The sequence below is a fragment of the Caballeronia telluris genome, assembly GCF_001544495.1.
Lineage (GTDB): Bacteria > Pseudomonadota > Gammaproteobacteria > Burkholderiales > Burkholderiaceae > Caballeronia > Caballeronia telluris.
Genome location: NZ_FCNZ02000019.1, coordinates 90940 through 104737 on the forward strand (window position 1 = coordinate 90940; position 13798 = coordinate 104737).

15 protein-coding genes are annotated in these 13798 nt (G+C 65.4%); 8 read left to right on the forward strand and 7 right to left on the reverse strand.

What is annotated here, in order from left to right:
- Nucleotides 1–373: 373 nt before the first annotated feature.
- On the forward strand, nt 374–658 hold the full coding sequence (locus AWB66_RS22495) for an XRE family transcriptional regulator (RefSeq protein ID WP_200819042.1): 285 nt from the start codon (nt 374–376) through the stop codon (nt 656–658).
- A 15-nt stretch (nt 659–673) separates the two neighbouring features.
- Here AWB66_RS22495 and AWB66_RS22490 read toward each other — a convergent pair whose 3' ends face one another.
- On the reverse strand, nt 674–898 hold the full coding sequence (locus AWB66_RS22490) for a hypothetical protein (RefSeq protein ID WP_087632379.1): 225 nt from the start codon (nt 896–898) through the stop codon (nt 674–676).
- Between the two features lie 30 nt (nt 899–928).
- A complete protein-coding gene (locus AWB66_RS22485; RefSeq protein ID WP_087632378.1) occupies nt 929–1852 on the reverse strand; it encodes a DMT family transporter in 924 nt (307 codons plus the stop codon).
- A gap of 428 nt (nt 1853–2280) precedes the next feature.
- Between AWB66_RS22485 and AWB66_RS33495 the strand changes: the two genes are divergently transcribed.
- A complete protein-coding gene (locus AWB66_RS33495; RefSeq protein WP_143328356.1) occupies nt 2281–2502 on the forward strand; it encodes a hypothetical protein in 222 nt (73 codons plus the stop codon).
- 18 nt (nt 2503–2520) lie between these two features.
- Here the strand turns inward: AWB66_RS33495 and AWB66_RS22475 are convergent, their stop codons facing one another.
- On the reverse strand, nt 2521–2979 hold the full coding sequence (locus AWB66_RS22475) for a hypothetical protein (protein WP_087632406.1): 459 nt from the start codon (nt 2977–2979) through the stop codon (nt 2521–2523).
- Nucleotides 2980–3244: 265 nt separating this feature from the next.
- Between AWB66_RS22475 and AWB66_RS22470 the strand changes: the two genes are divergently transcribed.
- Nucleotides 3245–3619 carry a hypothetical protein gene (locus AWB66_RS22470; protein WP_087632376.1) on the forward strand — a complete coding sequence of 125 codons (375 nt, stop codon included), beginning with the start codon at nt 3245–3247 and terminating at the stop codon, nt 3617–3619.
- Here the strand turns inward: AWB66_RS22470 and AWB66_RS33490 are convergent.
- Nucleotides 3608–3793, reverse strand: a complete 186-nt coding sequence (locus AWB66_RS33490; protein WP_087632375.1) for a hypothetical protein — start codon at nt 3791–3793, stop codon at nt 3608–3610. The two genes, AWB66_RS22470 and AWB66_RS33490, sit on opposite strands and share 12 nt — an antisense overlap.
- A gap of 336 nt (nt 3794–4129) precedes the next feature.
- Between AWB66_RS33490 and AWB66_RS22460 the strand changes: the two genes are divergently transcribed.
- Nucleotides 4130–4372 carry a hypothetical protein gene (locus AWB66_RS22460; RefSeq protein ID WP_125469769.1) on the forward strand — a complete coding sequence of 81 codons (243 nt, stop codon included), beginning with the start codon at nt 4130–4132 and terminating at the stop codon, nt 4370–4372.
- Here the strand turns inward: AWB66_RS22460 and AWB66_RS22455 are convergent.
- The 3 genes from AWB66_RS22455 to AWB66_RS22445 all read right to left on the reverse strand — a co-directional run bounded on the left by AWB66_RS22455 (nt 4369) and on the right by AWB66_RS22445 (nt 7140).
- Nucleotides 4369–5397 carry a S1C family serine protease gene (locus AWB66_RS22455; RefSeq protein ID WP_087632373.1) on the reverse strand — a complete coding sequence of 343 codons (1029 nt, stop codon included), beginning with the start codon at nt 5395–5397 and terminating at the stop codon, nt 4369–4371. The genes AWB66_RS22460 and AWB66_RS22455 overlap by 4 nt on opposite strands.
- A 71-nt stretch (nt 5398–5468) precedes the next feature.
- The gene (locus AWB66_RS22450) at nt 5469–6374 is read right to left on the reverse strand and encodes an ATP adenylyltransferase family protein (protein ID WP_087632372.1); all 906 of its coding nucleotides are present in this window, start codon (nt 6372–6374) and stop codon (nt 5469–5471) included.
- 37 nt (nt 6375–6411) lie between these two features.
- Complete coding sequence (locus AWB66_RS22445; RefSeq protein ID WP_087632371.1) at nt 6412–7140, reverse strand: GntR family transcriptional regulator; 729 nt, start codon at nt 7138–7140, stop codon at nt 6412–6414.
- A gap of 158 nt (nt 7141–7298) precedes the next feature.
- On the opposite strand from AWB66_RS22445, the gene AWB66_RS22440 reads away from it, so the two are divergent.
- The 4 genes from AWB66_RS22440 (at nt 7299) to AWB66_RS22425 (ending at nt 13798) form a co-directional block, all read left to right on the forward strand.
- On the forward strand, nt 7299–8519 hold the full coding sequence (locus AWB66_RS22440; RefSeq protein WP_087632370.1) for a pyridoxal-phosphate-dependent aminotransferase family protein: 1221 nt from the start codon (nt 7299–7301) through the stop codon (nt 8517–8519).
- Nucleotides 8520–8523: 4 nt separating this feature from the next.
- Nucleotides 8524–11532, forward strand: coding sequence for an FAD-binding and (Fe-S)-binding domain-containing protein (locus AWB66_RS22435; protein WP_087632369.1), 3009 nt, complete (start codon nt 8524–8526; stop codon nt 11530–11532).
- Nucleotides 11533–11712: 180 nt separating this feature from the next.
- Nucleotides 11713–13002 carry an MFS transporter gene (locus AWB66_RS22430; protein ID WP_087632368.1) on the forward strand — a complete coding sequence of 430 codons (1290 nt, stop codon included), beginning with the start codon at nt 11713–11715 and terminating at the stop codon, nt 13000–13002.
- A 13-nt stretch (nt 13003–13015) separates the two neighbouring features.
- Entirely contained in the window at nt 13016–13798 is a 783-nt protein-coding gene (locus AWB66_RS22425; protein ID WP_087632367.1) for an enoyl-CoA hydratase/isomerase family protein, read from the forward strand.

Genomic DNA, 13798 nt, shown 5'->3' on the forward strand with positions numbered 1-13798 from the left:
GCCAGAAATGAATGAAGCCGATTATTAATTAACGGTCGTTCGTCATATTTCCCTTGCTGGACGGTCTTTGGCGCTGATTTCAGGGATTCCCCGGATAGCCATTCGGCGTGCGTCGGCAAACCGATAAGAATGCGAGTAAACACCTACCGCCAAAATCGTTAGAAATTATTTTTACAGTTGACAGCTACAGCTCGGATCTCGAAAATTCATGCATTGCAGCAAGCGCAGAAAGGCACGTAAAAACGCGCAGAAAGTGTAATTAGTAGGATTTAATCTGTGTCACGACGAAGTCATCGTCGGCAGTTAGCATTTCATTGACGCTGCAAAACGCAGCGCTCAATGTGAAAAATATAAATCGAGAGACTTGAAGCACATGGGGCGATATACCCAAACCATTGGACACCTCGAACGCAGTCACGAGGACAACGCACTCCGGCGCGCCATTGCCGCGCGCCTCGACAGAACCCTTCAGAAGGCCGGCGTCAGTTCCGCGAAAGCGGCGAACTGGCTCGACGTGAGCGAACACGACGTGCAGTTCTGGCGGCGCGGCATCACGGTTCCACCGCTCGCCGCCTTCACGCGCATCGCGCGCACGCTCGACGTCGACGTGCACTGGCTTTGTACCGGCCAATCGACAGCATCGCAGGCGGCGCCGTAACGCCGTAACGTTTCGCTAGGACAGCGACGCGAGCACGTTCGACAGCCGTCTCACATGCGCCTTGAAGGCGTCGCTCGTTTCGCGCTCGCTCGTCGCCAGATGCGACGTTTCGGCGATCGCGGCCTGCTCGTGGAAGTCGCCGACGATGCGGTCGCGCACGTCCGGCGGCATCGACCGGACGATGGAAACCAACAGGGCTTCTTGCGCGTGCAGCATGCCGAGTATCGAACGCGTGTCCATGTGACGCTCCTTCGAGAGAAACGCGCGCGGCTAGGGCGCCGGCGTGCGTCCGTGCAGCAGCACCGTGCCGATGCCGCTCGCGGCGATCACGGCCATGCCGATCGACATCCAGAGGTCGGGCGCCTGGCCGAAGAACGCCCAACTGAACAGTGACGCGAACGCGAGCTGCGCATAACCGAACGGCGTCAGCACGGAAAGCGGCGTGCGGCGCAGCGCCTGCAGCATCAGCAGTTGACCGAGCGTCGCCATCGACGCCATCAGGACGACGAGCGCCCAGCTTCCGATGCGCACTTGCCCGAGCGCGGGCAGCGTCTCGGCCTGGTCCATCCAGACGAGCACGCACAGCACGATGGTCGCGACCAGCGCGGTCAGGAAGTTCGTCGTGATCGCATCCTCGGTGCGCGACAGATGGCTCGACAACACCTGGAAGCACGCAAAGGTCGTCGCCGCCGCGATCGGAAAAATCACCGTCCAGCTAAACGCGCTGCCGCCCGGCCGCACGACGAGCAGCATGCCGATGAAACCGAGCACGACCATCGCCCATTTGCTACGCGGCACGTTGTCCTTCAGGAGCGTCGCGGCGAGCAGGGTGGAGATGAGCGGCGCGAGCATCGCGAGCGAGGTGGTCACCGGCAGCGGAAGATGCCTCAGCCCCGCGAACGTGCAGGCGGAATTCGTGAGCAGCAGGACCGCGCGCAGGCATTGCAGCTTCACGTTCGCCGTGCGAAAGAGCCCGAAGGCGCCGCGCTTCGTGAGCCACACGCCGAGCACGATCATCTGGAACAGATAGCGCACCCAGAGCAGCGCGAGAAGCGGCACTGCGACGCCGATCAGCTTCACGGTGGAATCGCTCGCCGCGAACGCCGCCGTGGTCAGAATCATGATGGCGATGCCGGCGCCGGGCCCTTGCGAATCGATGCGATATCGCGCGCGGCCTTCTCCTAGTGCTGCCATGTCGTGTCCGTCACTCTGCTTTCTCCCCGCGAAGCATCCTGCATGGCGACTACCGATCGCCGGCATGGACGCGCCCCGCGCGTCCGATTTAACCAAATGGTTCATTTTACGGACGAGCGGCGCATCGTCAACGCGATTCTCCGGTGATCCAGTGCGCGAGGCAAGGCGCGGCGGGCGGTGGCGCAAAGCGGCATGCGCTCCGGTGTGCCGCAGCGAACACACGCGCGGACCGCAGCGTGAACCCGCGCACCGACGGCCGCTGTCGCGCGCCGCTATCGTCAGACCAGGGTGGTCGGGATCGGAAGTACATTGACCAGCGCGATTCGCAAGCCGTTGCTATTTCGCGAAGAGGCTTTGCGTTCGGCTATTTGCGACCTACACTTAAAGTGATTTCTCAGGATGTCGGACGCTTGTTGCAGGAGGCAGCGATGAGAACGAGGACGCGTCAGGTGGTGCGCATGCTGGCGGACATGAGGCATGCAGCGCATTGCAGGGCATTGCGTGCCGTCGCGACCCACGAGGCGATGCGCCTCGCCGCGGCGGAAGCCGAAGCAGACGCCGGGTCGCAGGAAAAAACGCACGAGGCGCCGGACACGAGCAGCGACGCGCGCCCGCTCGAAGCCGTCAAGCGCGGCCCCGGCTATCACTGATCGTGCGGGCCACGCCGGTTATCGCGGCGTTCTTGATCCGCCGCGATAGGGCGAGAAGCGCCAGTGGCCCGAGGCGTCCTTCACGGCGATGGCGCCGTGTTCGTGCAGCATTTCGCCCACCGCGCCGGGCTTGATTTCATCACTCAGGCGGATCACGAGCAGCGTGCGTCCGCGGTATTCCACAGGCGCGGTATCGTCGTTTCCCGGCAGCGGCTCGGGTAGCCTGGCACTCGCCGCCGTAAAGCGGTTCCGGCCGCCGACCACGCCCTGGTGCTCGCCATGAGCGGCGTATTCCGCTTCATCCTCGCGATGCGCATCCGTCGTCGGCAGGCACTCCTCGTCGATCTGCGGCGCGCCTGGCTGTCCCGCGCGATACAGCTGGGCGTCGTCGCGCCTGAGTCCCGCCAGTTGCAACGCGCGTAAAGCCTCGTGTCCATCCCGATACGATGCAAATACACCCACTATGACCTGATTCATCATCGACCTCCCACGTCGATTGCGACGGCGCGGCCGGGCCTGTCGGTGGCCGGTCCGATACGGCGCGTCGGTGTCTCTTGCGCTCATGCGCCGTCTTTCGTCAGAGGAACGAAAGCAACCGGCATTCCCGAGGGCGGACAATCGTCGATGTCGTGGATGTGAGTTGCGGAGCGGGCAAGGGCTGCGCCGGGTTGCGGGGGAGGGCCCGATCACTTAAGCTGCATGAAGACGTCCTCAGCCCCCATCGCATCGACGCGAGGTTGGAATGACAGCGAAGGCCTGCGCTTATGCACTCTTGCTGCTGACGGCTTCTGCTTCAGCGGCCCCCTGTTATTCCGATGGCGACGTCGTCACGCTCGAGGGCACCGCCACGCGCCAGGCCGCGCGCGCCGCCGAAGCCTCGGCCAAATCCGTCTGGGTACTCTCGCTCGCGAGTCCCATCTGCGTGAATTCGCCCGGCACCGCGGCAGGCCAGAAGCAGCAAAGCTCGATCGACGTCGTGCAGATCGTCGATACGACGCCTGCCGAGAACTCGCGCATTCAACTGACCGGCAAGCTCGTCACCGGAAACGTGAGCGGCTACTACGCGGTGCCGACCGCCATCTGGGTGCTTAAACAGCGCGTGCTGTCAGGGCAATGAATGAGGCGTCCACGACGAAGACCGCTGCAGGCGGCACCACTGCGCGACCACGAACTGCAATGGCTGATGTTCCAGTCCGCGTTCCTCGGCAAACCGAACGATCGCATCGAATTGCGGGCCGGTGCAGCGAAACGCTTCACGCGTCGACGACGGGCAGTCTGTCTGATTCGGCATGGCGATCCTTTTTCCAGGGCCTTCTGCACCGTCGACCGATGGCACGCAGTCGCGGTGTGCTTGCACTGGATTAAGCCGCAGCATCGCGGGCGCAACCGGCTGTTAGCGCACACAAAACGATCATACGGATGCGGCTGCCCACGGGAACGCGTCGTCTTCGGCGTGACACCGTACGCGGATGCGCCGCGATCAGGGAATAAAACCGATGCCTCGTCCGTTTAATGCATGGGCCGGCATTCGCGCATCGCAATCATGCGGAACGGCCCGGCGCGACTACCAACAAGAAACCGAAACCGATGCGCGTGACCGTTGAACGCAAGCGGCGAGGAGGAGACCGTGAGTTCGGAAGCGTTTCAGCAGCAGGAACTCGTGCATATCGAACGGATGATCGCGGAACTCGAGCGCATGCCGAGGCGTCGCCGTGGCGTGGCGGCGCACAGTCCCGTCATGCAGCCCGAATACTGGCGAAAGCGCATCCATGCGCTGATGAAGTCGCCCGATGCAACCGAGACCGTGGTCCGTCACGCGGCCGCGTTGCTCGCGAAGCTGGCCGAACCGTCCGACCGGCCGCGCGGCTAGGCGTTTTGCTCGACGGGCGTCACGACGAGGTCGAGCTTTTGCGCGCCGCGCAGCACGGTGATGTTCACCGCGCGGCCGATCCGCGATCCGTCGAGCGCACGCTGCAACGCATCGACGCTGTCGACCGTGAGGCCGTCGATGGCGACGATGCGGTCGTCGTTGCGCAGCCCGCCGAGTGCGGCCGGACTGCCTTTGACGAGTTCCATCACGTGCACGCCGCTCGTCGAGTTCAGTTCGAAATAGCGCTGCACGCGCCGTGAGACCGGCACGGTCGTGCCCGCCACGCCGATGTACGCGCGCCGCACGCGGCCATGCGCGAAGATCTGCATGATGACCCACTTGGCCGTATCGATCGCGATGGCGAAGCAGATCGCCTGCGCGCCCTGGATCACCGCCGTGTTCACGCCGATCACCTGGCCGGCGGAATTGATGAGCGGCCCGCCCGAGTTGCCCGGGTTGAGCGCGGCGTCGGTCTGGATCACGTCGGGAATCATGCGGCCCGAGGTCGAACGCAAAGACCGCCCGAGCGCGGAGACGACGCCCGTCGTGACCGTCTGCGCGAGCCCGAGCGGATTGCCGACGGCAATCGCGATCTGGCCGACCGAAAGCCGCGACGAATCGCCGAGTTCCACATGCGGCAGCGGCTCCGGCGAGCCGATGCGCAGCACGGCGAGATCGCTGTCGGGGTCTTCGCCGACGAGATCGGCATCGAACGTGGCGCCGTCCGCGAGCGTCACGCGGATATGCGTCGCGCCGTGCACGACGTGGCTGTTGGTCAGCAGATAGCCGTCCGGCGTGAAGATGAAGCCGGAGCCCGTGCCGCCGCGCGCGCCGCGGCCGTTCGCGTCGCCGGGCAGGCGTCGTTCGACGGAGATGAAGGCCACCGCCTGCTGCACGCGTGCCAGCGCGCCGATGACCGTGCGGGAGTAGGCGTCGAGGAGTGCGTGGTCGCCAAGCGCAAGCGGTTCGGCTGCGTCCGGCGCGCCCCGCGACAGATCGTCGATGAAACGGGGACGGCTTCCCATGGTGGGGCTCCGGAATAATTGGACACCGACATGCGGGGCGGACGAGTTGTTTTCAAGATAGCGGCGACGGTTCATCGCCCCGCGCGAGCGAGCACTTTCATCGGTCCGAGCCGCTCGGCGGTGCGCATCTGCGCTTCGTCGCGCACGAAGAGCGAGCCCGCATAGCCGAGCGCGTTGACCGCGATGCCGTCGACCGTCGCGACGGAGCGCGGCACGAGCAGCATCCAGTCGCGCGCGACGAGCAGGTTGTACGGCGCCGACTGATGCGCCTTGCCGTCGACGTCCACGGGCGGCACGCCCGCCGCGTCCAGCAGCGCGCGATAGCACGCCCACGCACTGTGCGCCGTCGCGGGCGCATTCATGCCGCGCGACACGTCGAAGCGGCCGAACGCGTGGGCGAACGGCAGGCCCGGCACGACACCGGTTCCATCGCGCAGACGCGCAGCCGCGACGAGCGGTTCGACCGGCAGCGCTGGACCGGGCCGCCCGAGCGGCAGCGGCACGATCTGCAAATGCTTGTGCGGCTGGCTCGCGCCCGCTTCGGGGCCGCCGTTGTAGAAACCGAGTCCGTCGAATTGATCGAGGCACGCGAACAACGCCGTGAAGTCCGCAAGATCGATCAGCGCGGATTGCGGCTCGAAGCGGCGCGTGACGACGAGCAAATGCTGGTCGATCACGTTGAACTTGTTGAGCAGAAGAATGTGACTGTCGCCGATATCCGCGACGACCAGATCATCGTCGCACGGCAAGAAAGGATTCACGCGCACCGTGCCCGGCGGCGCGGACTCGCGCCGCGCGCGGTCCTCGTCCTTGCGCGCGACGCTCGACACCTGTCGCACGAGAAACGTCATGCCTGCGTCGTCGATCGTCGCCTGGACCGTGTCAATCGGGCGCAGCGCGCCGCAGTCGAGCGCGCGGCGCGACTGCCGCAGGATCGCGGGCCACAGCGAGCCGGGTTCGGGGAAGGGCAGCGTCATCCGTCAAGCGTAACACCCGCGACGGCGCGCGTTCGATTCACGGCTCGTTGACATTGGGCGCCGGACGCACCGTCGTCAAGGTGCGCTCGGCCAGCACCGCATCGCGCTTGGAAAGCAGATGCGCGCGCAGGATCGTCGCCATGCGGCGGCCGTCGCGCGAATCGAGCGCCTGGATCATCTCTTCGTGATCGCGGATCGCGCTGTCCCACTTCGGCGTCTGGAAGTTCGAGCGAAAACGCAGCGCCTGCAGCCGCCGGTTGATCGACACGTATGTTTGCCGCAAGGCCGAATTGCGCGCGGCTTCGTTGATCTTGTCGTGGATCGCCTGATTGCGCGCGTAGTAGCCGGACAGGTCGTTCTGCTGGCGGCACGCGAGCATCGCGTAGTGCAGCGCCTTGATCTCGGCGATCTCCGTGGCCGTGATCCGCTCGCAGGCGAGTTCGCCAGAAAACGCTTCCAGTCCGCTCATCAATTCGAAGGTTTCGCGAATCTCGGCTTCGCTCATCTGCGAGACCGACGCGCCCTTGTTCGGCGAGATGTCGATCAGCCCTTCGGCGGCCAGCACCTTCAGCGCCTCGCGCAGCGGCGTGCGCGAGATGCCAAGCGTTTCGCACAGCTTGCGCTCGTTGAGCTTCACGCCGGGGGCGAGCCGTCCCTCGACGATGAACGTGCGCAGATGGTCGACGACCGTGTCGTGCAGCCGCTGGCGTTCGACTTTCGGCAAGGCCAGTTCGAACTGCGCTTCGGGCAGGTCAGCATTTTGCATTCAATACTCCAGGCTTCTTTTTCGCAATTTTACCGCACTGCCGCACGCGTACATCGGCGATTGCTGCGGCGGGGTTTTCCCCTAAGCAAAACGGCTTTGCGCGCGACCATCGGTGCGTTAGAGTATTTTGCATGCAAAATTCCAAAAGGACGCGCGCCATGCTCAAGCTCGATTTCCATCCCGCCGGACGCCATTTCCTGCAGATTCCCGGGCCGAGCCCGGTGCCCGACCGCATCCTGCGCGCGATGAGCTATCCGACAATCGACCATCGCGGTCCGGAGTTCGGCGCGCTCGGGCTGAAGGTGCTGGACGGCATCAAAAAGATCTTCAAGACGACGCAGCCGGTCGTGATCTATCCTGCGTCGGGCACGGGCGCGTGGGAAGCGGCGCTCGCCAACACGCTTTCGCCGGGCGATACGGTTTTGATGTACGAGACCGGCCACTTCGCGACGCTCTGGAAGAAAATGGCCGAGAACCTCGGCCTGAAGCCCGAATTCCTCGGGTTGCCCGGCATCGAAGGATGGCGGCGCGGGGTGCAGCCGGACATGATCGAAGCACGTTTGCGCGAAGACCGCGGTTACGCGATCAAGGCCGTGTGCGTCGTGCACAACGAGACGTCGACGGGCGTCACCTCGGAGATCGCCGCCGTGCGCCGCGCGATCGATGCGGCGGGGCATCCGGCGCTCTTGCTCGTCGATACGATTTCCGGCCTCGCTTCCGCTGACTACCGCCATGACGAATGGGGCGTCGACGTGACCGTGTCCGGCTCGCAGAAAGGCCTGATGCTGCCGCCGGGGATCAGCTTCAACGCGGTGTCGCAGAAGGCGATCAAGGCGAGCGAAACCGCCACGCTGCCGCGCGCGTTCTGGGGCTGGGACGAGATCATCGAGATGAACAAGCAGGGCTACTGGCCGTACACGCCGAGCACGAACCTGCTGTATGGCCTTTCCGAAGCGCTCGACATGATCCTCGACGAAGGGCTCGAACAAGTCTTCGCGCGCCATCAGCGGCTCGCGGCGGCCTGCCGCGCGGCGGTGAACGCGTGGGGCCTGCCGATCCAGTGCGCGGACCCGTCGGTGTATTCGCCGGTGCTGACGGGCGTGATGACGCCCGAAGGCGTCGATGCCGATGCGGTGCGCAAGCTGATCTACGAACATTTCGACATGTCGCTCGGCACCGGGCTCGGCAAGCTGAAAGGGCGCATGTTCCGGATCGGGCATCTCGGCGACTGCAACGACCTCACGCTGATGGCGACGCTCGCCGGCTGCGAGATGGGCCTGAAGCTCGCGGGCGTGAAGCTCGAAGGCAGCGGCGTGGCCGCCGCGATGGACTATCTGACGAGCCACGCCGCCAAGCCTCAGTTGAAGGCCGCCGCCTGACGCCATGCTGACCCGAACCTCCGAAGCGCTCGTCAAGCCGATTCACTTGCTGCCCGCGTCCGCGCGTGCCGCGCTCACGCCGCTCGCCGCGCGCCTGCACAAGGAGTTGAAGGGCGACGTGCTGTTCGAGCGCGCCGCGCGCGGCCGCTACGCCACCGATGCGTCGATCTATCAGATCATGCCGCTCGGCGTCGTGGTGCCGAAGGACCAGGACGATCTCAAGCTCGCGCTCGACATCGCCCGCGACAGCCGGACCGCCGTGCTCGCACGCGGCGCGGGCACGAGCCAGTGCGGACAGACGGTCGGCGAGGCGCTCGTCGTCGATACGAGCAAGTGGCTCAACAACATCGTCCACTTCGACAAGGACGCGCAGACGGTGACGGTCGAACCGGGCGTCGTGCTCGATCACCTCAATGCGTGGCTGAAGCCGCATGGGCTGTGGTTCCCGGTCGATGTGTCGACGAGCGCGCAATGCACGATCGGCGGGATGGCGGGCAACAATTCGTGCGGCTCGCGCTCGATGGAATACGGGATCATGGTGCACAACGTCGAGGCGATCGACGCCGTGCTCGCCGACGGTCACGAGGCGCGCTTCGCCGCGCTCTCGCAGATGGCCGCCGATGCCCGCACGCGCGCGCTCGTCGAAGGCGTCGCGCGGATTGCACAGCGCGAGCGCGACGAGATTCGCGAGCGCGTGCCAAAAGTCTTGCGGCGCGTGGCGGGCTACAACATCGACCTCTTCGATTGCCAGAGCCCGCTGCCATTCAGCGCCGGCGACGAGCCGAACCTCGCGAACTTGCTGGTCGGATCGGAAGGCACGCTCGCGTTCAGCCGGCAGCTCACGCTCAAGCTCGCGCCGCTGCCCGCGCACAAGACGCTCGGCGTCGTGAACTTCCCGACCTTCCACGACGCGATGGACATGACGCAGCACATCGTGAAGCTCGGGCCGGTCGCGGTCGAACTGGTCGATCGCACGATGATCGACCTGTCGATGGGCAATCCCGCGTTTCGTCCGGTCATCGAGAAGGCGCTGGTCGGCGAGCCGCAGGCGGTGCTGCTCGTGGAGTTCGCGGGCGCGGACAAGACCACGCAGGCGGCGAAGCTCGCGCAGCTCGTCGAATTGATGGGCGATCTCGGCCTGCCCGGATCGGTGGTCGAGATGCCCGACGCGGCGCCGCAGAAGGCGCTCTGGGAAGTGCGCAAGGCGGGTCTGAACATCATGATGAGCATGAAGGGCGACGGCAAGCCGGTGTCCTTCATCGAAGACTGCGCCGTGCCGCTCGAACATCTCGCGGAATACACGGGGCGGCTGACCGAGGTGTTTCGCAGGCATCGCACGGAAGGGACGTGGTATGCGCACGCGAGCGTCGGCACGCTGCACGTGCGGCCGATTCTCGACATGCGCCGCGACGGCGCGCAGAAGATGCGCGCGATCGCGGAAGAAGCGGCGGCGATGGTGCGCGAATACAAGGGCGCGTATTCGGGCGAACACGGCGACGGCCTGTGCCGCGGCGAATGGGTTGCGTGGCAATACGGTCCGCGCATCAACGAAGCGTTTCGCGACATCAAGGCGCTCTTCGATCCGGACAATCGCATGAGCCCGGATCGCATCGTGAATCCGCCGAAGATGGACGACGCAGCGTACTTCCGTTTCCCGCCGACGTATCGCGAGCGCGCATTGAAGACGCAACTCGACTGGTCGGCATGGAACGTCACGCGCGATCCGCTGACGGGCCAAGAAGGCGGCCCCGGTTCCGGTGGCGACCTGAGCAGCGGGCTCGCGAAGGCTGTCGAGATGTGCAACAACAACGGCCATTGCCGCAAGTTCGACGCCGGCACGATGTGCCCGAGCTATCGCATCACGAAGGACGAACAGCACGTGACGCGCGGCCGCGCGAACACGCTGCGGCTCGCGTTGTCCGGCCAGCTCAGCGAAGACGGACTCGCGAGCCAGGACGTCAAGGACGTGCTCGACCTGTGCGTGTCGTGCAAGGGCTGCAAGCGCGACTGTCCGACGGGCGTCGACATGGCGCGCATCAAGATCGAAGCGCGCGCGGCCTGGACGGCCCGCCACGGTCTGCGCGTGCGCGAGCGGCTCATCGCGTTCCTGCCGCGCTATGCGCCGTATGCGAGCCGCATGCCGTCGCTCTTCGGCGCGATCGACAAGATGCCGTGGCTCAAGAAGCGGCTCGGTCTCGCCGCGGAGCGCTCGTTTCCGCGCTTCACACGGTCGTTCCTCGAACGCGCGGTACAGCCGGAGACGCCGCCCGCCGGCACGAAGGAAGTGCTGCTCTTCGTCGATACGTTCAACAACTGCATCGAACCGGACAACGCGCGCGCGGCTAAACGCGTGCTCGAAGCGGCCGGCTACGCGGTGCATTTCAATAGGATGCCGAACGAACAGCCGCTCTGCTGCGGGCGCACGTTTCTGGCCGCAGGACTCGTCGACGAAGCGAAGGCGGAAGCACGCCGCACGCTCGACGCGCTCATGCCGTTCGTCGAGCGCGGCGTGCCGATCGTCGGGCTGGAGCCGTCGTGCCTGCTGACGCTGCGCGACGAATTCTTAGGCTTCGGTTATGGCGATGAAGCCGTGCGCCTGTCGAAGTCGTCGTTTCTCTTCGAGGAATTCCTCGTGCGCGAGACGGCGGCGGCCCGTATGCGTCTCTCGCTTAAGCCGCTCGACACGCCGAAGGCGCTCGTCCACGGACATTGCCATCAGAAAGCGTTGGACGCGTTTCATCCCGTGCAGACGGTGCTCGGCTGGATTCCGGGGCTCGACGTGTCGGTGGTCGAATCGTCGTGTTGCGGGATGGCGGGCAGCTTCGGCTACGAGGCGGAGCATGTCGAGGCATCGAAGGCGATGGCGGAACTGTCCCTGCTGCCGGCGGTTCGCGCAGCGGGCGACGCGGTGATCGTCGCCGATGGCACGAGTTGCAGGCATCAGATCGCCGACGGTACGCAAAAGCATGCGCTGCATGTGGCGCAGGTGCTGGCCGCGGCGCTGGCAGATTGAATCGACCAAAACCAGCAGCACAGAAGACAGGAGACAAGCCATGACACGACCGCGCAAACCGAGAATCCGGACCATCGCACGCCGGATGCAATGACCGCATCCGGTTAAAGACAACACAACACGAGCAGTCCGCTTCGGGCGCACGCATGCGCCTGCGAAACACGCAGCCCCAAGGAGACGATGATGTTCCGTCGAGCCACGACGCGCGTTCTGTTGCTGCTATGCGCGATGTATTTCATCACGTATGTCGATCGAGTCAATGTCAGTACCGCTGCGAGCGCATTCGCCTCGGAGCTGCACCTGTCGCACACGGAGATCGGCTTCGTGTTCTCCGCGTTCGCCTATCCGTATCTCGTGTTCCAGATCATCGGCGGCTGGGTCGGCGACCGCTTCGGTCCGCACCGCACGCTCGCCGTCTGCGCGGTCATCTGGGCCGGCGCCACGGTCATGACGGGCATGGCGGGCGGCTTCGTCTCGCTGATCGTCGCGCGCCTCTTGCTCGGCCTCGGCGAAGGCGCCACGTTCCCGACCGCGACGCGCGCCATGTCCAACTGGGTTCCCGCCGACCAGCGCGGCTTCGCGCAAGGCACGACGCACGCGGCATCGCGCATCGGCAATGCGGTGGCGCCGCCGCTCATCGTCTGGCTGATGGTCGCGACGAGCTGGCGCGGCGCGTTCATCATCACGGGCATCGTGAGCTTCCTGTGGGCAGTGGCCTGGATCTGGTACTTCCGCGACAATCCGCGCGAGCATCCGAAGATCACCGAGCCAGAGTGCGCGACGCTCTCGAACTATTCCGGCATCAAGGAGCGGCTGCCCGTGCCGTGGCGCGCGCTGCTCGGACGCATGGCGCCCGTCACCGCCGTGTACTTCTGCTATGGCTGGGTGTTGTGGCTTTTCCTCGGCTGGATTCCGCAGTACTTCCTGCACAACTATCACATGCAGCTCGGCAAGTCGGCGCTCTTCGCGTCGGGCGTGTTCTTCGCGGGCGTGCTTGGCGACTGGCTCGGCGGCTCGATCACCGACCGCATCCTGCGCAAGAGCGGCAACCTGCGTCTCGCGCGCAACGTGATGGTCGGCGTGTGCATGCTGCTCACGCTGCTCTCGCTCGCACCGATCATGCTCGTGTCCGACATCTCGATCACGATGGCGGCGCTGTGCCTGTCCGGCGGGTTCTTCTTCAACGAGATGACGATCGGACCGATGTGGGCCGTGCCGATGGACATCGCGCCGAAGCACGCGGGCACCGCGAGCGGCATCATGAATTCGGGCTCCGCGCTCGCGGCGATCATCAGCCCGGTGATGGGCGGCTTTCTCATCGACCGCACGGGCAACTGGAACCTGCCGTTCACCGTCTCGATGGTGCTGATGGCGGCGGGCATCGTGCTCTCGTTCACGATGCGCCCGGATCGCGCGCTCGAAGTCGAGGGCGGCGAAGCGGCGGCCCGCGACGCGCGCAAGTTTGTTTGAACGGAGAGTGAACGTGGCTGACGCATCCATCACGATAGAACGCGAGGAGACCATCGCGACCGTCGTCATCGACCGGCCGGAGAAGCTGAACGCGATGACGAAACCCCTGTGGCGCGCACTCGGCGATGCCATCGAAACGCTCTCCGCCGACGACTCGCTGCGCTGCATCGTGCTGCGCGGCGCAGGCGAGAAAGCGTTTTCGCCGGGCAACGACATCGCCGAATTCCGCACCGACCGCGCGAATGTCGAGCAGGCGCGCGAGTACGGCGCGATCATGCACCGCACGCTCAGCGCGCTGAAGGACTGCCGGCATCCGCTCGTCGCGATGATTCACGGCATCTGCGTGGGCGGCGGGCTCGAGATCGCGGCGATGTGCGATTTGCGCATCTGCGGCGAATCGAGCCGCTTCGGCGTGCCCATCAAGAACCTCGGGCTCGTGATGGCGCATGCGGAGATCGAAGGACTCGTGCGTCTTGCGGGACCGGCGGTCGCGCTGGAGATTCTGCTGGAAGGCCGCGTGTTCGATGCGCGCGAAGCGTTCGAGAAGCGGCTCGTCACGCGCATCGTGCCCGACGATCAGGTCACCGCCGAGACCTACGAGACCGCACGCCGCATCGCGGATGGCGCGCCGCTCGTCGCGCGCTGGCACAAGCAGTTCGTCAGACGCGTGATGGACCCGGCGCCGCTCTCGCCCGAGGAACGCGACGAAGGCTTTGCCTGCTATGGCACCGAGGATTTTCGCGCAGGCTATCAGGCTTTCCTCGACAAGGTGAAGCCGCAATTCAAGGGACGCTGA